The organism is Enhygromyxa salina (assembly GCF_002994635.1).
In the GTDB taxonomy this organism is placed as follows: domain Bacteria; phylum Myxococcota_A; class Polyangia; order Nannocystales; family Nannocystaceae; genus Plesiocystis; species Plesiocystis salina_B.
The window spans coordinates 1-20,934 of the sequence record NZ_PVNL01000110.1 but is presented as its reverse complement, the minus strand read 5'-3'; the positions used below and the strand labels follow the sequence as shown (position 1 = coordinate 20,934).

General features: G+C 66.6%; 15 protein-coding genes and 1 pseudogene. 8 read left to right on the top strand and 8 right to left on the bottom strand.

Going from position 1 to position 20,934, the window contains the following annotated elements; translation table 11 throughout:
• Positions 1 to 5 precede the first annotated feature (5 nt).
• Positions 6 to 698, bottom strand: a complete 693-nt coding sequence (locus tag ENSA7_RS27115) for an FG-GAP repeat domain-containing protein (protein WP_181234158.1) — start codon at positions 696 to 698, stop codon at positions 6 to 8.
• Positions 699 to 977: 279 nt separating this feature from the next.
• A complete protein-coding gene (locus tag ENSA7_RS27110; protein WP_106092257.1) occupies positions 978 to 2,591 on the bottom strand; it encodes a class I adenylate-forming enzyme family protein in 1,614 nt (537 codons plus the stop codon).
• Positions 2,592 to 2,841: 250 nt separating this feature from the next.
• Between ENSA7_RS27110 and ENSA7_RS27105 the strand changes: the two genes are divergently transcribed.
• On the top strand, positions 2,842 to 4,080 hold the full coding sequence (locus ENSA7_RS27105) for a LamG-like jellyroll fold domain-containing protein (protein ID WP_106092256.1): 1,239 nt from the start codon (positions 2,842 to 2,844) through the stop codon (positions 4,078 to 4,080).
• A 102-nt stretch (positions 4,081 to 4,182) separates the two neighbouring features.
• Positions 4,183 to 5,340 carry a hypothetical protein gene (locus ENSA7_RS27100; protein WP_106092255.1) on the top strand — a complete coding sequence of 386 codons (1,158 nt, stop codon included), beginning with the start codon at positions 4,183 to 4,185 and terminating at the stop codon, positions 5,338 to 5,340.
• Between the two features lie 6 nt (positions 5,341 to 5,346).
• Here the strand turns inward: ENSA7_RS27100 and ENSA7_RS27095 are convergent, their stop codons facing one another.
• The gene (locus tag ENSA7_RS27095) at positions 5,347 to 6,429 is read right to left on the bottom strand and encodes an agmatine deiminase family protein (protein ID WP_181234157.1); all 1,083 of its coding nucleotides are present in this window, start codon (positions 6,427 to 6,429) and stop codon (positions 5,347 to 5,349) included.
• Positions 6,430 to 6,505: 76 nt separating this feature from the next.
• Between ENSA7_RS27095 and ENSA7_RS27090 the strand changes: the two genes are divergently transcribed.
• Both ENSA7_RS27090 and ENSA7_RS27085 read left to right on the top strand, forming a co-directional pair.
• Positions 6,506 to 7,156: a YukJ family protein gene (locus ENSA7_RS27090; protein WP_106092253.1), complete on the top strand. Its 651-nt coding sequence runs from the start codon at positions 6,506 to 6,508 to the stop codon at positions 7,154 to 7,156.
• Positions 7,157 to 7,262: 106 nt separating this feature from the next.
• A complete protein-coding gene (locus ENSA7_RS27085) occupies positions 7,263 to 8,459 on the top strand; it encodes an FIST signal transduction protein (protein WP_181234156.1) in 1,197 nt (398 codons plus the stop codon).
• Positions 8,460 to 8,481: 22 nt separating this feature from the next.
• Here the strand turns inward: ENSA7_RS27085 and ENSA7_RS27080 are convergent, their stop codons facing one another.
• Positions 8,482 to 9,639 carry a serine hydrolase domain-containing protein gene (locus ENSA7_RS27080; RefSeq protein WP_106092251.1) on the bottom strand — a complete coding sequence of 386 codons (1,158 nt, stop codon included), beginning with the start codon at positions 9,637 to 9,639 and terminating at the stop codon, positions 8,482 to 8,484.
• A 90-nt stretch (positions 9,640 to 9,729) separates the two neighbouring features.
• Here ENSA7_RS27080 and ENSA7_RS27075 point away from each other — a divergent pair, with 90 nt between their 5' ends.
• The 4 genes from ENSA7_RS27075 (at position 9,730) to ENSA7_RS27060 (ending at position 17,842) form a co-directional block, all read left to right on the top strand.
• Positions 9,730 to 11,409 (top strand): GMC oxidoreductase, encoded by a 1,680-nt coding sequence (locus tag ENSA7_RS27075; protein WP_106092250.1) that lies wholly within the window; start codon positions 9,730 to 9,732, stop codon positions 11,407 to 11,409.
• Between the two features lie 717 nt (positions 11,410 to 12,126).
• A complete protein-coding gene (locus ENSA7_RS27070) occupies positions 12,127 to 16,137 on the top strand; it encodes an FG-GAP-like repeat-containing protein (protein ID WP_181234155.1) in 4,011 nt (1,336 codons plus the stop codon).
• Positions 16,134 to 16,586 carry a hypothetical protein gene (locus tag ENSA7_RS27065; protein WP_146158171.1) on the top strand — a complete coding sequence of 151 codons (453 nt, stop codon included), beginning with the start codon at positions 16,134 to 16,136 and terminating at the stop codon, positions 16,584 to 16,586. Before ENSA7_RS27070 ends, ENSA7_RS27065 begins: the two co-directional genes overlap by 4 nt.
• Positions 16,583 to 17,842 (top strand): hypothetical protein, encoded by a 1,260-nt coding sequence (locus ENSA7_RS27060; protein WP_106092247.1) that lies wholly within the window; start codon positions 16,583 to 16,585, stop codon positions 17,840 to 17,842. Before ENSA7_RS27065 ends, ENSA7_RS27060 begins: the two co-directional genes overlap by 4 nt.
• Positions 17,843 to 17,992: 150 nt before the next feature.
• Here the strand turns inward: ENSA7_RS27060 and ENSA7_RS27055 are convergent, their stop codons facing one another.
• The 4 genes and pseudogenes from ENSA7_RS27055 to ENSA7_RS46350 all read right to left on the bottom strand — a co-directional run.
• On the bottom strand, positions 17,993 to 18,568 hold the full coding sequence (locus ENSA7_RS27055) for a type 1 glutamine amidotransferase domain-containing protein (RefSeq protein WP_106092246.1): 576 nt from the start codon (positions 18,566 to 18,568) through the stop codon (positions 17,993 to 17,995).
• A gap of 66 nt (positions 18,569 to 18,634) precedes the next feature.
• Positions 18,635 to 19,936 carry a glucoamylase family protein gene (locus ENSA7_RS27050; protein WP_219908061.1) on the bottom strand — a complete coding sequence of 434 codons (1,302 nt, stop codon included), beginning with the start codon at positions 19,934 to 19,936 and terminating at the stop codon, positions 18,635 to 18,637.
• A gap of 47 nt (positions 19,937 to 19,983) precedes the next feature.
• Complete coding sequence (locus ENSA7_RS27045) at positions 19,984 to 20,373, bottom strand: GH39 family glycosyl hydrolase (protein WP_146158170.1); 390 nt, start codon at positions 20,371 to 20,373, stop codon at positions 19,984 to 19,986.
• A gap of 103 nt (positions 20,374 to 20,476) precedes the next feature.
• Positions 20,477 to 20,689: pseudogene (locus ENSA7_RS46350) on the bottom strand (SDR family NAD(P)-dependent oxidoreductase); the annotation flags it as partial.
• Between the last annotated feature and the right edge of the window lie 245 nt (positions 20,690 to 20,934).

The window sequence follows — 20,934 nt, the reverse complement described above, 5'->3', positions numbered from 1 at the left end:
GGCGACTAGTCGACGTTGCCAACCCCCGCGAGGCGCCAGTCATTGCCAACCGGCGTAAAAATGTTGATCCCCGCCGTGCGGTACCCGTCGTACATCCGCCAGTAGTGAACCTGACCATTGTTGTGCTGCCAGACGATGTCATCCGTACCATCACCGTCGACGTCGCCGACCCCCCGCATGGCCCAGTCGTTGCCAACCGGAGTGTAGATGTTGATCCCATCGACGCGCTGCCCCTCATGCATCGGCCAGTAGTGAGGCTGGCCGTTGTTGTGTTGCCAGACAATGTCGTCGGTGCCGTCTCCGTCGACGTCCCCGACCCCCCGCAAGGTCCAGTCGTTGCCGACCGGCGTGGAGATGTCGACCCCGCCGAGCCGCTGCCCCTCGTACATCGGCCAGTAGTGAACCTGACCGCTGCTGTGTTGCCAGACGATGTCGTGGGTGCCATCGCCGTCGACGTCGCCGACTCCGCGCAGCGTCCAGTCGTTGCCGACCGGGGTGAAGATGTCGACTCCGCCGAGCCGCTGGCCGCCCTGCATTGGCCAGTAGTGGACCTGACCGGTGTTGTGCTGCCAGACAATATCGTCGGTGCCGTCGCCGTTGACGTCGCCGACCCCGCGCAAGGTCCAGTCATTGCCAACCGGGGTGAAGATGTCGATTCCGCCGAGCCGCTTGCCCTTGTGCAGGGGCCAATAGTGCACCTGGCCACTGTAGTGCTGCCAGATGATATCGTCGGTGCCCGTCCCTGCTCGCGAGACGAGCTTGGGGTCAGCGTCGCAAGCAACGGCCGTCAGGGCCAAGCCGGCAATCGCGCTCAGGCAGACGAACATGTGTTTGTGGATATGTAGCTTTGGCAAGGCGGACCTCCCGAGCTGACGGCGCCTCATGCACTGTCGCCACAATAGTCTATTACCGACACCCGCAATCGTCAGACGAACTGATTGCAGGTCGCAGTTCGGTCATGCTTGTCATTTATTGGCTTACAGCTCTGCGTTGAGCCCGTCGCGCTCGATCGCCTCGAGCAGCCGGTGCTTCTGCAGCTTCCCCAGCGCGTTGCGGGGCAGCTCGTCGCACAGGTACAGCCCCCGCGGCTGCTTGTAGTCAGCCAGCAGCGCCCGGTGCAGGGCCACCAGCGACTCCAGCAGCTGGCCCGGGTCATCCAGGATCCCGGCCATCGGCGCGTCGGGGACCACGCACGCGACGATCTTCTGGCCCCACTTTTCGTCGGGCACCCCGACCACCGCGACCTCGTGCACGATCGGGTGCCCGGCCAGGACCTCTTCGATCTCGCGGGCAGAGATCTTGAAGCCGCCCGACTTGATGATGTCGACGGACTTGCGACCGACGATATGAAAATACCCCTGGTCACCCACGTAGGCGACGTCACCCGTGCGAAACCAAAACCGACCGTCACGGTCGATCACCCGGGTCGCGGCGGTCTGCTGGGGGAGGTTCCAGTACCCGTCCATGAGCCCGTTGCTGTGCACGATCAGCTCGCCGGGCTCGCCGGGCGGCAGCTCGTCGCCTGCGTCGTCGATCACGGCGGCGTCGCAGCCGGGCACGGGCTGGCCGACGGTGCCCGCGATGCGCACGCCAACATAGGGGTTGGACAGGGTGATCAGCGTCTCGGTCATGCCGTAGCGCTCGATGATCCGCTGCCCGGTCAGGGCCGCGAACTCATGCCACAGATCAGCCGACAGCGCGGCGCTGCCCGAGGTGAACATGCGCCCGCAGGCGAGCTTGGCCGCGGCCGCAGGGTTGCTACGCAGGTGCTCGACGAGGCTGGTGTACATGGTGGGCACGCCCATGAACACGCTCGCGCGCCCGCGCTCATGCTCGCCAAACCGCTCGATCACGGCCGCGACGTCGAAGCGACGCTCGAGCAGCACGGCCATGCCATGAATTGCGGCGCCGTGAACCCCAATGCACAGGCCGTGCACGTGAAACAAGGGCAGCGCCAAAACCAGGCGATCGCGCGACGACCAGGTCCACAGGCCCGTCAGCGCGCGCATGTTGTTGATGACCTGGGCGTGAGACAATAGCGCGCCCTTGCTCGGGCCGGTCGTGCCCGAGGTGTAGATCATCAGCGCGGGGTCGCGCGCACCGGGGCGGGGCGGCGCCTGGTCGGGCGAGCTGTCGAGCAGGGTCGCAAACCCAGCGCCCACAGCCCCGTCGCCAATGCCCACACGCACGGGCGCCCGCGTGAGGCCGGCCTGCGCGAGCGCGCCCGCCATGACCGACTCACCCTCGCGGTCGCAGATGATCGCGCTGGGCTGGCAGTCGGCGAGGATGTGGGCGAGCTCGGCCTCGCGGTAGCGGTTGTTGACCGGGACGTGGACCGCCCCGAGGTAGTAATTGCCGAACAGCGAGATGATCAGCTCGAGGCAGGTCTGCGCATACACGACGACGCGCTCGCCCTTGGCAATGCCCGCGTCGGCCAGCGCCTGCGCGTAGCTGCGCGCGCGCGCGTCGAGATCAGCCCAGGTCAGACGCTCGCCCTCGAACTCGTACGCGAGACCCGAGTCACCGCGCTCGAGCGCCGCAAACAAATGCGCGGTCGGGTCGTCGCTCATGTTGCCTTCATCGTTGCTCACCGCGCGCGCAGTCTATCGTGCCGAGGGCCGTCGCAACACCTCCAAGCGGGCGCGATCCTGACCTGAGAGGCTCGCAGCCGCGCACGCGCAGACTGTCGCGTGTCCCGGCGGCAGCGCCTGGGGTCCGCAAACCCAGCGCGACTGCGCCTGGGTGAGGGCTCGGGCGTGCGTTTGCCGGGTCATGTTTCGGTGCTGTACTGCAACGAATGATCTGCGGAGCAGCGTAATGAGACAATCCGCGCTCGCTGCCATGCTGCTCGCGCTTGCCCCAGCGGCAGCGCTGCCGAGCTGTACGGGCGAGGGCGTGTGGCCAGGGCACAGCACGCCGCGCGCGACGACGATCGTGTTCAACCCGCGCCTGGGTCCGAGCGGTCTCAACATGCTCGCGGCGCCGCTGGTCGCGGATGACGAGCAGATCATCGGCGAGGTCTGGGTGTGGTTGAGCGAGGGCCGCTTGCACGCGCGCGTGATGCCGGGGGAAGACTGGCAGCTCGAGCAGATCAGCGTGGCGGTGGTCGAGACTCCAGAGGACATCCCCCGCACGGACTCGGGCTGCCCCAATACCGCCGAGTTCCAGTCGGTCTACGTGCTCAATCCGCCGCTGGATCAACACCAGGTGGTCGTCGACCTGGCGACCGCGGACGTCGCCAACGCCGCCGAGGTCGTGCTCGCCATCCACGCCAACGTCCAGTCATGGACCCACGGCCACGCGCAAGCGTGGGTCAACGGACCGAGCTTCCCGGGCTGCCCGAGCGCGGGCAACTATGTTCACGTGGACCTGGGTGGACTTCGCGGGCTGCTCTTGTGGAACAAGCTGGGCTCCGCGCGCGAGGTGACGCACAGCGAGGTCGGGCCAGACGGCGTGATCGTGGGTGATATCTCGTGGTTCCAGGCCCAGCACGGCGATGGTTTCCGCCCCGATCCGCGCCCGAGCAACCCCAATTACCCCGATAATTATGTGTCGTTCTCCGGCCTGCAGCTGGGCCGTCGGGGCAGCATTGAATTTTGGTATCAACCTGACTGGGAGGACGCCACAATCGGTCACGTGGTCGACATATTGTCGTATGGGATCCCCGAGGATGCGTTCAACACACATCTCACCATGGCGTTCAATGATCGGCAAAACCGGCTCAACAACGGCGCGCTGGATGCAAGCACGACCGCCAGCGTGTTCGTGCACGAGCTCGCGGCGATCCCAGGCTGGTCGACGACCGCGCCGATCCACCTGGCCCTGTCCTGGGACGGCGACGCGGCGGGACCCCTCGACCGCCTGCAGGTGTTCGTCAACGGGGTCGCGCTGGTGCATACCGCCTGCTACGGAGACCCGCGCCTGCACGACTGGCACCCCGGCGCGGTGCTCAGGCTGGGCAGCCGGCTGGTCTCTGGCGGCTGGGAGCGCCACAACTGGGAGGGCGTCGACGGGGTGATCGACAATATCAAGATCTGGAATTTCCCCAAGAGCGACTTCTCGGACCGCTTCATCGAGTGAGCACGCACCCAGCGCGGGCCGACACCGCCAGCGTGGAGGGGAGTACTCGCAAACACCCACGATGCCTTTACGCGGCCGGCCAAAGCTGCGAGACCCACGGGCGTGACGCGGCAAGACGACCTCGCCCCCCAGCTCGCGCGCGTGGCCGACCAGCTGCGAGCGCTCTATGAAGACGGCAGCCCGGCGGTGCTGCGCGGCGCAGGTCCGCTGTTCGAGACCGAGGAGGTGTTCGAGTGGATCAAGCGGGTCCACCCGCGTGAGCGCGCCACTTCCTCGCAACAAAAGATCCACGCGCTCAAGCGCAGCTGGGGGCTGGACATCGAGGAACTGCCCAGCTGCGGCGCGCCAGATCCGGGCCGCCCGGCCGAGATGTACCGGTCGGGCGCGATGCTGCTCGAGCCCGCGCCGTTCTTGCCGACCACGGAGCACAGCTTCACGCAGTGGGTCGAGGACGCCCACGCGGCGCTCGGGGGTGAATTCGGGATGCAGGCCCCGGGCCTCGAGTCGGCCAGCTTTGACGCGCTCGAGCGACTGCAGACCTTGCTGGGCCCGGTCCTGGAGCTGACGGGCCCCCGCAGCTATCGCTACAATGCGTTTGTTGGTGACTATTCGCTGACCCCGTTTGGGTTTCACATCGATCCACACCAGGAGGCGGTGTTTCAGTACGTGGTGCAGGGGCAGCGCACGGCGATGTTCTGGGAGGGGCTGACCTTGACCGACGCCGACTCGCGCTGGGTCGAAGACGCCAACGGCCTCGCAACCCCGCGCAAACCGCCAGACGTGCAGGTCGACGTCGGGCCTGGCGACATCGTGTTCTGGCCGGGCACCCACGTGCATGGGTTCACGCAGGTGGGGCCGTCGATGTCGCTGAGCATGGTGATTGATCGGGCTTCGCCGCGCGGCCACGCCGAGGTCGTCAATGCTCTCGAGGTCCTGAGCTTGGCGGGCAAGGCCGCGCTCCCGCTGCCCGACGAGCACGCCTTTGTCGGGCGCGACGCCTCGCTACAACGGCGCGTGGGTGCGCGGATCGTGTACGAGCGCTGGGAGGATCAGCTGATTATCGGCGTGTGCGGGCGGACCTTCCAGTGGCCCGACCGCGCGTCGATCCCCGCGGCCGTGGGGCTGTTCGAGCTGCTCAATCAAAGCGCGCGTGTGAGCGTGACCGAGGTGGTGGACAGGTGCGCGGATCAGTCGCTGCACGAGTCCGACGTGCTCGAGGTCTTGACGATGCTGGTGAGCCTGGGCTGCCTGCGCGCCTGATATGGATTAGCGAAACACCCCGAGCGCGGCGCAGTGGATCGCGCCGCCGAGATTCTCGAGTTCGGCGACCGACACCAGCACGACATCGACGCCGTCGAGCGCCCCCTGGATCGCCGCATGAGCCTCACGCTCGATGCTGCGAGGCTGTCGCGGGTAGCGGGGCATCAAGAAGCGATCGGCGAGGCGCAGGCCGTTGACGTAGCTGCGCGTGATGTTCTTGATGGTTGGCGGAGTCGGCACGCGAACCACCTCGAGGTCGAGACCCAGCACCGATCCGGCCCGGCGCAGGCCCAGCTCGGCCTCGTCGAGGCGCAGCGAGTCTTCGAGATCGAGGTCGGGATCGATCTCGGCGAGCAGCACCCGCGTCGGGCTCACGAACTGCGCGATCATGTCGGCGTGCTTGGTCTCCTCGCGCAACATGGTCGGGACGATCGCGGTGACCGAGCAGCCGAGCTGCCCGAGCATGTCCTCGAGCTCACCCTCGCCGTAGCCCTCGAACGCGATGTAGCCAAAGGTCAGGACGCACAGGCCCTCGCCGTTGCTGATGAACGCGCCACCGTCGATCTCGTGGGGGAGCGGCGCGATCTTGGCCCCACGCGCCCGGGCCAGCTCGAGCGCGGCCTCGTCGTCGTGCTCGCGGTCCTCGTCGATGTAGTCGGCGTCGAGCCACAGAGCCCGGCGGTCGGCCAGCTCGGCGAGCTGCAGCGGGCCCCAGTCGCGGACCCAGATCGAGTCGGTGCCGAACTCGACGAACTCGATCTGGCCCGGGCTCGCGTAGGCCCGGGTGTGCCGCTCGAGCCCGCGAACCCAGGCGCGGGCCTGGGCGCGGCCCGTGTCGAGCTGGTAGAGCACGCTCAGCTCGGTGTCGCTGGCCAACACATGACGGGCGACGTCATTGAGGAGCCGCGGCCAGAGGTCGACGTAGACGACCACCACGGCGTCGGGCCGCTCGTAGTCGCCCCGCAAGACCCGCTGCTGGACCCGCTCGGTCTCAATCACCACCGAGCGCATCACCAGGCCGGGGATGCTGTCAGCCCGATCCATGGTCGGGTTCAAGGTTGCGAGCAGCAGCAGCGCGGCGATGTTCACGGTTGCCAGGGATGCTACTCGGTCGGAGCCCGGCTGTCTTGGAGATTCGAGCAGGTCGAGTCGGTTAGAGTGACCCATGCCCCTCCAACGCTACGGCGTGCTCAAGGCCCGCCCGATCGCCAGCCGCCAGGGCCGTGGGCGGACGCCGCACTACCACGTCCACGCCGTCGACCATGGCGAGGACTACCGGGTGTCGATCAGCGTGCGCTCCTCGGCCGGGCCCTCGCAGCTGCTGTACCTGATCGACGATCGCTTCGAGCACCCGCTGCTCGAGCGACTCCGCGCGCTGCCGCTCGGGTTTTGTGGTCAGCCGCCGAGCTCGGGCGGGGCGGCGCTCGATTATGTCCGCGCGAACCTGCTCTCGCGCGAGCGCATGTCCGAGCTCCCGTGGGACGTGCCGGGGCCCGACGACGACTTCAACGAGCTGCTGGATCTATGGGTCGGCCGGGCGCTGCGTGATGAAGACGCCCTGATCTACGCGTTCGGTGAGCGCTTTGGTCCGATCCACGAGCCGGACCCACACTTTGGCTTCCGCCCGGCGACTGGGATCTACCGGGTCCACATGAATCAGGGCAGCGACCCGGCGTACTCGGAGCGCGACGGTCCCTGGCAAGATGGTGCCCTGCTCCTGTGGTTTCCGGAGATCGTCGAGGACGGGCACGTCAAGCTGCGCGAGCGCTGGGTCGCCGTGTTTGTCGCGTTCTCCTCGCAGCGCTGGGCGGCCTGAGCGCTCCGCCAATTCGGGCTGCGCAATTTCGGGCTGCGCAATAACGACGGCCGCACGCGCTCAATTGCTGCTATACACTCCATATAGCAGCAATGCTCGCCACTCGATGACACGATTTCTTGCAGGGTTGGGGACCAGCGTCGCGGCCTCGGAGCGCGAAGCTGTCGACGAAGCGCTGGCCAGCGCGCTCGCGCAGCTCGACGGCGCGAAGCCGGGTCTTGCGATACTCGGCACCAGCGTTGGATTTGACGTCCACGCCGTGGTCACGCGACTCCGCGAGCAACTTCCGGACGTGCCGCTCCACGGGCTCACGACCTCGATCGGCCTGCTTGGCTCGCGGGGCATCTTGAAGAGTCCCAGCGGTTCGCTGGGCGTCATGCTGCTCGCGGCCGAGGGTGTCAACTTCGCGGTCAGTGGCTCGCGCATCAACGGCGATCCCGGCGCCGTTGGACGCCGGGTGGCCGAGCAGCTCCGCGACCAGCTGCCGAGCGAACCCAAGCTGCTGTTGTTCAACGCGGCCCCGGGCGCCGAAGAGGGGCTGCTCGCGGGTGTCGCCGACGTGTTCCCGCGGGTCCCCGTGTTTGGTGGCAGCGCGGCCGACGACCTGCTGCGCGGCGACTGGAAGGTGATCACCAACGACGCCGTGCGCAGCGACGCGCTCGCGCTCGCGGGCGTGTGCGGCTCGCTGCGCTGCGGTGGAGCGCTGCTCGCCCCCTACACGGCGACCACCGACAGCGCGCTGGTCACCCAGGCCGACGACCGCTGCTTGCTCTCGCTCGACCGTCAGCCCGCGGCGGCCAAGCTGCGCGAGTGGCTAGGTGAGAGCATCTCCGAGCAAGCCCAGACCGGCGGCACGATCTTGGCCGAGAGCGCCCTCGCCCCGCTCGGGCTGCGGCTCGACACCGGCCGGGGCATGCACTACCTGACGATCCACCCCGCGCAGATCCATGCCGAGACGGGCGGGGTCTCGGTGTTCGCCCGGGTCAACAATCGCCAGCGGCTGTATCGAATGCACAGCGATCCGCAGCGGCTGACGGGCAGCATCGCCCTGTTGCTGCAGCGCGCGCTCGAGCGGGCCAAGATCGAAGATCACGAGGTTCGGGCCGCGCTGCTGATCTACTGCGCGGGCTGTGCCACTGCGGTAGGTGACGACCTGCACGCCGCGCTGCAGGAGCACCTTCGCGTGCTCGGGGACATCCCGATCCTGGGGCTGTGCACGTTTGGTGAACAAGGTCCTGCGGGCAACGCCGGCAACGTGCACGCGAACCTGTCGCTGGCCATGGTCGTGTTCGGGGACTCGTAGCACCGGCCTGTGCCCGCCGTACTCACCCATTCGCGGGTGGCGCCGTGACAGCTACGCCGAGGGCCGGGAGCACGTGGCGGGCCATCAGCACGTAGGGCAGCGCGGCGTCGGGGTGGTTGTAGGCGCCCCCAGTGAAGACCGCGACGAGCTCGAGCTCGGGCAGCACGAACACATGCTGGCCCCCGTTCCCGCGGGTCTCCCATACCCGAAGCGTGCGGCCATCAGCGGTGTCGAACGCGGACACCCACCACAGTAATCCGTAGTCGCTGCCGTCGACGGTCGAGTCAGCGGTGACGGCCACCGCGACCGCGCCCGGATCGAGCACGGTGGTCCCCTGCCACGAGCCACCCTCGAGCACCAGCTGGCCAATCCGGGCGAGGTCGCGCGGGCGCAGCCGCAGGTGACCGCCCGTGTCGATCCCCTCGCCGCCAGCGTACTCGGCCCAGCGTGCGCTGGTGATCCCCAGCGGCTCGAACAGGACCCGCGCGGCCCAGGCGTCGACCGGCTCCCCCACGGCGCTGGCCAGCGCACGACCCAGCGCGACTGCGTTGCCCGTGCAGTAGCGCCCGTCTTGGCCGGCTGGCTGCTCGCGCGGCACGGCCAGCCAGAACTTCACCCAGTCCCCCGAGAAGTCCCGCGAGCGATACATCCGATCCTCGTGGCCGGGGCTGGCGGGGTCGTGATCGTCACACGCCAGGCCGCTGCGCATCGTGAGCAGCTGACGCCAGGTGGTGGCCTGCCACGCGGCGCTGAAGCTCGCGGGATCCGAGCTGAGATGCGGCAAGATCGGCGCGTCGAGGTCGAGGTGGCCCCGCGCCGCGGCCTCCGCCACGAGCAGACCGGTCACGCTCTTGGTGGTCGAACGAAGATCCTGCAGCTCCCGGGCGCGCGACGGACGATCGTAGAGTTCGAACACCAGGGCACCGTTGCGCACCAGCAGCATCGAGCGCAGCTGCACGTAGTCGTGATCGGCGAGGTCACTGGCCATTTTTTGGAGGATCGACGCGTCGATCCCCTTGTCGGACGCGTCGGCGACGGGCCAGCCATCATCGAGCTGCGGCGGCTGGGTGGGTGACCAATCGGACGACGAAGCGGACGACGAGTCGGACGCTCCGGGGCGAGCGGGGGTCGCCCCGGCGCACGCGGTGGCGGTCAACAGCATGAGCAGGATCCAGCGCATCGCTCGCGGCTCACAGCCTGCCACACTCTGGACCGATTTTCCTCGGTCCCTGGGTCGCACGGCGTGCGGAAAAGTCTAACAATGAGGTCGATGCCCCTCGACCACGACTTCGCCGTCATCGGATCCGGCTTCGGCGGCAGCGTCTCGGCCCTGCGCCTGCTCGAGAAGGGCTACGACGTCCTGATGTTGGAGAAGGGCGCCGAGCTCGAGGCCAAGGACTTTCCCAAGACCAATTGGAACCTGCGCCGCTGGCTGTGGATGCCGCGCCTGGGGTTTCGCGGGATCTTTCAAATGCGCTTCTTCAAGCACGTGACCGTGCTCGCTGGCGCTGGGGTCGGCGGTGGCTCGCTGGTCTACGCCAACACCTTGCCGATCCCCAAGCGCGACTTCTTTCAGAGTCCGGCCTGGGCCGAGCTCGGCGACTGGGAGCGGGAGCTCACGCCCCACTACGCCGTCGCGCGGCGCATGCTCGGGGCCGAGCAAGTCCCGTTCTTGACCCCACCAGACCGGATCTTGAAGCAGATCGCCGCCGATCGGGGCCAGCCCGAGGCGTTCGAGCCGACGCATGTCGCTGTCTACTTTGGTACGACTGGGGGCCCGAATGGGGGCAAGACGGGCGAACACGGAGCCGAGCCCGGGGCCACCGTGCCGGATCCCTACTTCGAAGGTCACGGCCCCGAGCGAACCGCCTGCATCAAGTGTGGGGCGTGCATGACCGGCTGCCGCCACGGGGCCAAGAACACGCTCGACAAGAACTACCTGTATTTCGCGCGCAAGCTCGGTCTCGACCTGCGGGCGGACTGCGAAGTGATCGACGTCCGCCCGCTCGCGCCCGGGGACGGCAGCGGCGGCTACGAGATCCTGACCAAGGAGGGCAAGGGCCTGTTCGGTGCGCTGCGCAAGCGCGGGCGCTACACCGCCAGGCAGGTGATCTTCTCGGCTGGCGTGCTGGGCAGCGTGGATCTGCTGCTGCGCCTGCGCGAGCGCTCGCTGCCGCGGCTGTCCGAACAGGTGGGTCGGCGGATCCGCACAAATTCGGAGTCGCTGATCGGCGTGGTCAGCGAGCGCCGCGATCGTGACCTGAGCAAGGGCGTCTCAATTGGCTCGATCTATCAGACCGACGAGCAGTCACACCTCGAGGTCGTGCGCTACGGGGCCGGCTCTGGCTTCTTTCGCACGTTGATGGCCCCCCACGTCGGCGGCAACGCGCCGGGCATCGTCAAGCTGTTCCAGGCCATGGGCCGCGCGCTTACCAGCCCGCTGCACTTTCTCAAGAGCTACTTCGTGCCCGACTGGGCCAAGTACACGATCATCTTGCTGTACATGCGCTCGACCGATGGCACGCTCCGGTTTCGCCGCAAGGGCGCGCTGCGCAAACACATGGGCAGCGACCTCGAGCACGGCCAAGCGCCGACCGCGTCGATCCCTGAGGCCACCGAGCTTGCGAACGCCGTCGCGGACAAGGTTCAGGGCTTCCCTGGGTCAATGGTGACCGAGACCGCGCTCAATATCCCTACCACCGCGCATATCTTGGGCGGGGCGTGCATGGGTCGTGACGCGACCGAGGGGGTGATCGATCCGCAGCACCGGGTGTTTGGGTATGAGGGTATGTACGTGATCGATGGGGCCGCGATCTCGGCCAACCCCGGGGTGAATCCTAGCCTCACGATCACCGCGCTGGCTGAGCGGGCGATCAGCAAGATCCCGCCCAAGCAGCCCGGGAGCGAGTCGCCGCTGCCGGTCTCGGCCCGCGGCGCGATCGGTGCTTAGGCGCAACGCCACGGCCGGGGAGACGTGGGGAGCCGGCGCCCACGCTCACTGGCCTGTTGGATCGACCTCGGCGCTGCTCGTCGCTGGTCAGCGGTGCCGCGCCAACGTCGCAAGACCTCGCTGACACTGTTTGTGGCCGCTGCGCGGCTGCTGGGCGTGGAGGCGCCGCTGCAACCTCCGCGGGGTTGAAGTGCCACGCCCGGCAAGTCGTTCCGCGATTCGTTGTTCATTCCCCTCCGTGGGTAGCGACGGGGCGAGTCGCCGCGCGTCATTCGGCATCTGATGAATCGCGCGTGGTGTCCCTGAACACCCATAGCTGGGGGATCTCTAATTACCCCAACTGTTGTGGCCAATCGGGCTGACGGAAACCCGAGGCGCAACTCAGTGTCAATGGAGCTCTAGTTTACGTAGTACAGCCCTCCTGGTTTCGGCGCTGCGAACCGCCAGGCGCTTCGCCGAGCCTACCCGACCTCTTGCCGCGCGGGGCCCACCGTACATCTTCGGGTCATGAACGGACATAAACCGATGAGCGGCGCCCTCTTGACTTTCACTGTCTTCGGCTTTTGCCTGGCATCCGCAGACGCACGTGCCGGGGAAGGCAGGTTGGTCCCCGGTGACAACGGGCCGACGACCGGCAGCATGACCGTTCATATTGCCTATCCTCCAACTCAGGCGAACGTGGACCTGATCGCAGATAAGCTGAGGCATGCGTCTCGCATGTTCTGCGACGCGACTGATGGGGCGATTCAGCTGAATGAGTTTGCGCTCGAGCGCAACGGGTTCTCGGCGGCTCGCGCGGACATTCTGTGGCAGCCTCCGTCGCTATTCACGCGGTTCACCGTGACCGGCTCGGGGCCGTTTGGGCACCCGAGCAGGCACCTTCACGCGACCGATAACATCCAGTTTCGGGTGATCGCTCATGAATTTGGGCACCTGGTGACGGGACTGCGGGATCAGTATGATGAGCAACGCCGGTTTGGGTCGGGTTGTGGGATCGGCGTGGCGATTGATGAAGCGGACTGGGACGAGGCTAATCACTCGATCATGCAGCGGTACGATGCCAAGTGTGTGGATGACTCGAATCCACTCATGCTCGAACCGCAGATGGGCGGTCCAACCAACTGCCAACTCGCTGGCAAGCAAAAGAATTCCTGCGACACGCCAACCTACCGGTGCTACGAGTTCACGGCCGAGGCCTCGGAGCTGAACACCCCGCTGGTGTTCGATCGCACCCGCGGAGACGGTCTTGGCTACCAGGGCCCGCGCAGCGGCACCTCGTTGTTGCTCGACGTGTGGCTGGGTCAGGACGTCGAGCCCGACGTCTGGGTCGAAGCGAACCGAACGATCGAATACATTGATTCGCAAGGCACCTCTCACGAGGTCACGTTCGAGGCCTACCACCGCCCGCCGACCAACGCCTGGGACCTGCGCGCTTCCATCGAGGGGACTGATCTGACCTGGGAGGTCAACTATGCACCCACGACGCCAGCGCTGACGCTGACGTTCGGCGCCACCCCGGGTTGCGGCAATAGCATGGGGAACTACACACCCGGACAGACCAGCGCCAACTACTGGGTCGAAGCCGTCAACGGTGAGGATGTGTTCGTCGTCGACCTGATCATTCCAGGATATGCGATAGGGCAGCAAGAGGACGTGCGGATCGACGTGTCGACGACGGATCTATGTGAGCGACGAACGGCCAACTCGGTCGTCGACGTCAGGCCGAACACCTTCGATTGGCAGTTCGACGGCCTCGGCCGCGGGGCGTACTTTGGCGCGCTCGGACCCGGTGCCCCGCTGACCACGGCGGTCTACCAGCAGCTCGGCATCTGCTCCGCCAAAGACGTCGATGAGCGCTGGAACCGCTCCACGCAGCGCTGGGAAACCAGCGATCAGTACAGGTATGTCCAGGCGTTGATCGCCCAGCAAGGCTTCGTCGACGGTGACCTCGAGTACGAGATCCTTCAGGGCACACCCAGCGAAGTTGGCGGTTCGGACTGGGAGCTGATGGAGTACAACCTCGCGCATGGGTGGCCCAACAAGTACCCATGGTTCGCCCCAGTCGACCTCTCGTGGCTGAGCCCCGTCAATCACGACAACAAGTCCAAGTCCGCGACCCCGACTGTTGATAACCGCGCGGCGTGCAGTTCGTATCCGATCGAGGTCAACACAGACAAGATCTCGGCCGAGGACACGATCGCGATCTTGCTCGATCGTTCAGGCTCCATGGGCAACAAGTGGAAGGTCGGAGGCAAGACTCAGCGCCGGATCGACTGGGCGCGGGCTGGCGTTGCCGGCTTCGCAGACGCCGCCGTGGACGAGGGGATCGACGTCGTCGTCATGGAGTTCGCTGAACAGCACGACATCCTGATACCGCTCAGCACGGTCGAGACCGGTCAGCCGATCGGGACACCAGGGGTCGTCCGCCCGTGGGAGATCATCGAGGCCGTGAAGGGCATCGATCCGCTGGGTATGACGGCCATTCATGACGCGGTCGATGCGGTATTTCAGACACTTCCGGTCGGGGCCAATAGCGCGGTGTTCATGTTGACCGACGGAGAGGACAACTCGAGCACCATCTCGATGGAGGAGGTCTCCGATACGTCGAAGGCACTCGATATCCCCATCTACATCTCCCCGATCGGCGACTTCAACGGTTCGACGCTGCAAGATCTCGCCAGTCAGTCGGGCGGCGAGCTATTCGCTCAGATCCCGCCCGACGAGATCCCCGCAACATTCTTCTGGATGCGCGCCAAGATGCGGGGCGAGCAGCTGTCCCTCGACGCGCGGAGCGTGCTGTCGGACGGCGACCCCAAGCTACCGGGGACGGTCAGCTATGACATCAACGTCGAGCCGTCGGCAGAGCGCATGGTCTTACTGCTCACGCCAGACAGGCACAGTCAGCCCACGTGGGACCTGGACTTCACGCTCACGGGGCCCAACGACGAGCTGATTCAGCCGTCTGACGGGAGCTTCGTGACCGATGACCCCGACGGCTACTATTTCCTGCTTCGCGTACCCGCGCCAGCGCCCGGCACCTGGACGCTCGAGCTGGCGGCGCCCGTCTCGGAGACCCCCAAGGTCGTTCCCGAAGCCCAGCTCGCCCTCGCTCATATCGAGCATGATGGCCCCCGCTGCTTTGCGTCGACTTCGCTGAACAAGATCACGTCGCAGAGTGACGCCGTCGAGATCATCGCCGAGGCCGCCTGGGACGGTGTGATCGGCGATGGGGTGACGTTCACCGCGTCGGTGCGGCGGCCTGACGGGAGCGCCGTCGCCGTCCCCATGGTCAACGGTGAAGACGGCCTGGGGTACGGGAGCTTCGATGACTACAACATGGACGGCGGGTACAGGGTCACGGTGACCTGCGATGTCGCGCGTACGGCCACGTATGCGCTTGGTGACGGCAATGATCCCAATGACCACACGCTCGAACTCGTCCCCGCGGGGTTTGACCGAATCGTGTGGTCGCACTTCATGTTCGAGGATGGGCTGATCCCAACGCAGCCGCGCGATCACGACTGTGACGACGATGGGATCCTGAACGCGGACGAGAGCGAGGTCGCTGACGGCGACGGCGACGGATGGCCCGATATCTGCGACTCGGACTCCGACGGCGATGACCTGCCCGATCGACTCGACGGGGCGTTCGAGGACACGGACGGCGACGGCCAGATTGACAAGCACGACCGTGACTCGGACGACGACGGCGAGATCGACGGCGCGGACCATGACCCCGACGACCCGACCGCCTATCGACGGTACGGCGTAGGTGACCTCAACGGAGATGGGCTAAAGGATCTCGTGTGGGGAGAGCCGAGTCATCTCATGGAAGGTGGTCGGATCCTGGTCAAGTACACCGGACAGGCCGAGCCCGAGGAGTGGACGGAGGACACCGTCGGGATCATTGGCAGCCTCGAGTCCCATGATCAGTTCGGCGCGGCGGTCGTCGTCGGGGACTTTGACGGTGACGGCCATGACGACGTCGCAGTTGGTGTCCCCGGCCACGATACCGCCACCACCACCAACTCGGGGGCCGTGCACGTGATCTATGGCTCGCCCAATGGCCTCACCGCCGTCGCCGATCAACTCTGGACCAGCGACAGCACCGACATCAAGGGCGGCTCCGAGAACAATGACCGCTTTGGCGCTCGGCTCGCGGTGGGTGACTTCAACTGTGATGGGTACGCGGACCTGGTGATCGGCGCGCCAGATGAAGCGATTGGGAGCCGCGTCGAGGCGGGCGCAGTACATGTTTTGTACGGGTCCAGCGGCGGCGTGTCGGCGGTGAATGATGTTTGGTTGCAGGGTGACTCCGGTGCCAACGGGAGTTGTGAGGTCGGGGCTCGGTTTGGGGATACGCTGGTCGTCGGAGATTTCGACAATGACGCATGCGACGATCTCGTGGTTGGCGCGCCGTTCGAAGACTGGGAGGGCTTCACGGATGCGGGCAACGCCTACGCGATCTACGGTGGTCAAGCAGGGCTCGATAGTGGTGACTGGACGGTTGTCCGCAGCAACCTCCAGGGCACCATCGACACCAGCGAGCGGCTTGCGACTCGGCTGTGGGTCGAGGACCGCAACGATGACGGGTTTGACGACCTGACGACCATGTCCCCCGGAGACCCGTGCGGCCCTGGCAACAAAGGATTCAACTACATCTATGGTGGCGGCAGCGGGCTCGGTCCGCTAAACAACGTCTGGACCTGCCGGGAGCTCAACGAATGAGGCGCCCAACCAGCCAACGCCGATCGCTCGGCGTCATGATCCTCGCGGTGCTCGGGGTGTGCGTGGCGCTGAAGGTCGGACCTTCGGCAGGAGAGCGTGTGGGTGAGGCCCAAGGCGCGGATAGCTTCACGCGCACTCGAGCCTCAGGTGTCACCGTCAACCTCGGACGGGTCCCGGCCCGCCCGGTGGACCCGGCGTCCGCGGGGTACGAGGGCAAAGACAGCGGCGCGTGGGACGGCCTCGCGCCCAGCGAGCGCGCCGCGCAGACCGAGGCGAAAGTCGTCGCCATGCTCGCCGAGATCGACGCGACAGCCGCCGAGGGCGCACGCCGGGCGCGGCGGGACGACGCAATGATGATCTTGTCAGCGGCGCGCTCGGACTACTTTGATAATGACGAGGGCGGGACCCGCTATCTCGAACTCGAACTAGCGATTGAAGGTGGACAATGAACGTGCGTTGGTGGCTGATTCTGGGGTTGGCGGGGCTGGTGATGGCCTGCCGTCCGAGTGGTTCGTCGAACGACGGCGGTGCTGGCGGTGACGATGCTGTCGGTGACGGTGACGGTGACGGTGACGGCGACGGCGACGGCGACGGCGACGGCGACGGCGACGGCGATGGCGACGGTGATCAGCCCGCGCTTTGCGACCTGTCCCAGTTCGATGAGGTCGGGGTGCAGTGGCTGGAGAGGACCAGCAGCACGGTCGAAGGCGCAGCGTCGACCGTATGGAAGCTCGAGCTGGCCCCCAGCGCGCTCTACCTCGCCGGAATCGAGAACGGCAACAGCTTTCCGGGGCCGGGCTTTCTCGAGGCCCGTGCGCTCGATGGGACCGTGGTGTGGACCAAGCAGATCGAGAAAGTCACTCGGTCACACCTCGCCTGGGACGGTGAGTATCTCTACGCGGCGTTGAACAAGGACGTCCGGCGATTTACGCCCGACGGCGTCGCCGATGACTGGGTCATCGAGCTCGACTCCATTCGGCGGCTCGACATCGCCGATGGGGTCATCGGCATGGTCGGCACCTTCGTGGCCCAGCAGGGCGATCCAATGTTTGAGGACGCATTCATCGCGGGGTACGAGACGACAAAGCCGCCGAAACCGGTGTGGGGTGAGATCATCGGCCTACCGGAGAAAGACGAATCGGGCGAGGTCATCGCAGCAGGGGTATTGGGTGGCTGGGTTGCGACCGGGGGTATCGACTCTCCGGCCGGAGTTCGGGTCTGGCTGCGGGGAATGGGAGGGGCGCAAATTGATGAGGTTTTGCCCTTCGACTCGTTTCCCACGGTCAAGGCCGTGTTTGGTCACGCAGACACGGTTGTATTTGCGGGACGGAGGTCGGGGACCAACGTTCGAGCGTGGTTGGCGTCTGTCTCGAGCAGCGGCGACGTAATGTGGGAGCGGGAACACTCGGTATGTAGTGAAGATGGGATGACCTCATTGACCACTGCGGTGGCCATCGGTGATCGGCTGCGGGCGCTCCTCACCGTGCAAACCGGAGCAAAGGAGTTTTGGCCGCTCATCGCCGACTTTGGGTTCGACGGCGAACTCCTACGGACCGCGGCGCTGGCGATCGATGCCGACCATCTCACGGTGCCAACCTTGGCGGCGAGCGAGGCCGACACCTACCTCGGCGGGCTCATCGTCTCGGCCGATGGGGTCCCCTCGCGCTTCGTCGCGCTGCTCGACGACCTCGAAGGTGGACAATGAACGTACGTTGGTGGCTGATCCTGGGGTTGGCGGGGCTGGCGATGGCCTGCCGCAGCATTGGACAAGGACGTCCCGGCCTACCAGAGAACGACGAATTGGGCGACTTCAGGACAGCGGGTCTCCCGGCGGCTGAACTCACCCGCGCAAAAACTACGGAGCCGCGCGACTCCCACGCACTCCCTGCGCGTCACGAAAGCCAGCGATCGTCGCGCGCAGGAACGCCTCCATGTCGTCGGGGCTGCGGCTCGTGATCAACCCATCATCCGTGACAACCTCCTCGTCGACCCAGGTCGCGCCCGCGTTCTCGAGATCGCGCCTGATCGACGGGTACGACGTCATCCGGCGGCCGTTGACGAGGTCCGCGTTGATCAGCACCCACGGCCCGTGACAGATCGCGGCGATCGGCTTGCCGGCCGTGGCAAAGTTGCGCACGAACTCGAGCGCGTCGGCGCTCTGGCGCATCTTGTCCGGATTGAACAGTCCGCCCGGGATCAGCAAGGCGTCATAGTCGGCGGCCTTCGCCTCGGGTACGCAGCGATCGACCTCGAACATGTCGCCCCACTTCGTCTCGGCCCAGCCACGAATCGAGCGCTGGCTGTCGATCGAGATAATGTCGACTTCCGCGCGCTCGGCGATGTAGGCCCGCTTGGGCGCGTCGAGCTCGCTCTGCTCGAAGCCGTCTGTGGCGAGGATGGCGATCTTCTTGTTCTCGAGTTGTTCAGTCATCGTGGCTAAATACTCGTGCGATTCGTGTGCCAGCGCTGAACCACACGCTGGCACCCCGCGTCGACATCAGTCCAGCCAGGCCCCGCGAAACCCGGCGCCCCGAAGGCCGCGAACCACGTAATCACACGACCGCAGCAGCCGCCAGATCAACCCGGTCCGGTAGTTCTCCGTCATCAACACGAGCGGCCCCTGGTTGAGGGCGTAGTTCCACGGTGAGCGCCAACAGTCCTCGTCTTCGCCGCATGGGAAGCTGAAGTTGACGCTGGCCTCGAACCCATGCGACCGACCACCGACGCGCGTCGAGTCAGCCTCAGCGCCGATCTTGTCAGCGATGAACTTGCGGATCGTCGGCAGCACGAGCTCGGGCGCGAACGGGAGCGAGGTGACGGCCGCCCATGGCGCGACCGTGCCGTCGTCGGGCCCGTACGGCACACCGCGGGCCTTGTAGTCCCAGAATCGTCGCCGCCTGCCGTCGACCACGTGGACGCTGGGGCCGGGCCCATCGCTGGCCGTGATGCCCCAGTGACAGCTGCCGTAGTGGACAAACTCTCGCGGGTTTCGGACCGCATAGGTCTGCTGGACCAAGGTCGCCCGGCGGCTGTTCTCGAAGTAGTCGATCCCGTGCTCGCGCAGCCATGGATCGGAGATGCCACGCAGATCCAGCCAGCACTGCGGGAGCTGGTGAATGAACAGCGGGCCGGCGTAGAGCAGATCGTGGCCGTAGATGCGAGTCCAGCTGTACTCGTCGGTGCTGGCCTCGTAGCACTGCCTCGCAATCGGGAAGGTCGGCGACCCGCTAGCGAGCACGTACAGCAGCAGGGCCTCGGTATAGCCGGCCCAGCGGGCGTTCAGAAACCCTCGCTCGGGGCGCCAGCCATGACTGAGGGTCGGCCCGCCAGCGAGCATCCATCGCCAGTCGACGCGGCGGTAGAGCGCGTCCGCGAGCTCGCGCCGCTCGAGCTCGCGCTCGTCATCTCGGTCGTAGAACTGCCGAGCGGTCAAGAACCCGGCGATCAACAGGACGGTGTCGATCGACGAGAGCTCGCAGCGACCAGCGCGACGATGCGTCGCAGGATCCAGGTAGTGGTAATAGAAGCCGCGGTGACCGCTGGTGTCCAAGCCCGGCCCCTGGGGGCTGCGGTTGAACAGCCGCAGCACCGCGAGCGCCTGCTGCAGGGCCTCGCCGCGGGTGAGCAAGCCGCGGGCGACCCCGACGATCGCGGCGCACAGTCCCAGCCCGACCCCAGCGATGCTGACCGGCGACTCCGGGCGGGTCGAGTCGGGCACCAACCCAGTCTCGAGCATGGTCTCCGGGAAGTACGAGAACGCCTCGCGCTGCAGCAGGTCGACGAGCGCGTCGTCGCTCAACCCCCGGGTCTCGCTCGGTACGAGCGGGCTGTTCGCGGGCCGCGAACTCACACCGGAGTTCCCGCTGGCGCGGGCGGTTCGTAGTCGAGGCGGACCACCGCCAAGGCGTGGGCTGGGACGGTGAAGTTGATCTGGGTGACATCGGATAGCTGCTGAAATGGCTGGGCCGCCGTGCCGATCGCGGAGGCCGACTCGAGCAGCTCGAGGGTCTCGGCGGTCGGATAGGTCGGTGATCCAATCTGCTCCCAGACCGCCTTGGGATTGGCGTGGCTGGCGTCGACGCGGCGGATCACCGCGCCGCGCGGCGCTCGAGCACCGAGCAGGCGCAGCTCGATCTCCTCGCTGCGGATCTCGAGGTCGGGCTGGGCGTGGTTGGTGATCAACACCGTCACCCGATCACCGCGCCGGGTCAACCACGCGTCGACGGTGGTGTGCATGCCGTCGGCTTGCAACAGTGTTGACGGCCGGGAGCTGAACCATGGTCACGTGAATGTCGATCTCGTCGTGCATGAGCTCGACCCGCAGGCTCTCGGTGAACGCCCCGAGCGCCTCGATCTCGCGCGCCGCCGCTTCCAATCCCGGGCTGCCGCGGGCGAGCAGCGCGACGTTGGCCCCACCGCGAGCGAACTCGCGAGCGAGCGCCCGGCCCACGCCAGCGGACGCTCCGGTGATGACGACGGTCTCGCGGGGGCTCGGGGGCACGGCATCCGCTCGGTGCAACGTGGGTGCCACTGCGCGCCCACGCCGAGCCATCGCAGGATTTGCCGCGGGGGACCGCGGCGAACGCTTGCGCTCGCGTGCGTGTCCGTGCTCTCTTGGAAATGATGCGCGCTCGCGAGTGACGGGCGGCGAATCGACCTGATCTCAATGCAACGAATACAACTGAGTGACCCACCAGATCCCAATCACAAGCCGGACGAGGCCCCGACGCCCCCCGATCCCGAGCCGGCCGAGCCACCGCAAGAGCTGCCGCCGCCGAGCGAGCCCGACCCCGTGAG

Coding starts and splice junctions, on each gene's coding strand:
- ENSA7_RS27105 (WP_106092256.1), top strand. CDS start 2,842: ATGCTGCTCGCGCTTGCCCCAGCGGCAGCGCTGCCGAGCTGTACGGGC.
- ENSA7_RS27090 (WP_106092253.1), top strand. CDS start 6,506: ATGCCCCTCCAACGCTACGGCGTGCTCAAGGCCCGCCCGATCGCCAGC.
- ENSA7_RS27085 (WP_181234156.1), top strand. CDS start 7,263: ATGACACGATTTCTTGCAGGGTTGGGGACCAGCGTCGCGGCCTCGGAG.
- ENSA7_RS27080 (WP_106092251.1), bottom strand. CDS start 9,639: ATGCGCTGGATCCTGCTCATGCTGTTGACCGCCACCGCGTGCGCCGGG.
- ENSA7_RS27075 (WP_106092250.1), top strand. CDS start 9,730: ATGCCCCTCGACCACGACTTCGCCGTCATCGGATCCGGCTTCGGCGGC.
- ENSA7_RS27070 (WP_181234155.1), top strand. CDS start 12,127: ATGTTCTGCGACGCGACTGATGGGGCGATTCAGCTGAATGAGTTTGCG.
- ENSA7_RS27065 (WP_146158171.1), top strand. CDS start 16,134: ATGAGGCGCCCAACCAGCCAACGCCGATCGCTCGGCGTCATGATCCTC.
- ENSA7_RS27060 (WP_106092247.1), top strand. CDS start 16,583: ATGAACGTGCGTTGGTGGCTGATTCTGGGGTTGGCGGGGCTGGTGATG.
- ENSA7_RS27055 (WP_106092246.1), bottom strand. CDS start 18,568: ATGACTGAACAACTCGAGAACAAGAAGATCGCCATCCTCGCCACAGAC.
- ENSA7_RS27045 (WP_146158170.1), bottom strand. CDS start 20,373: ATGCACACCACCGTCGACGCGTGGTTGACCCGGCGCGGTGATCGGGTG.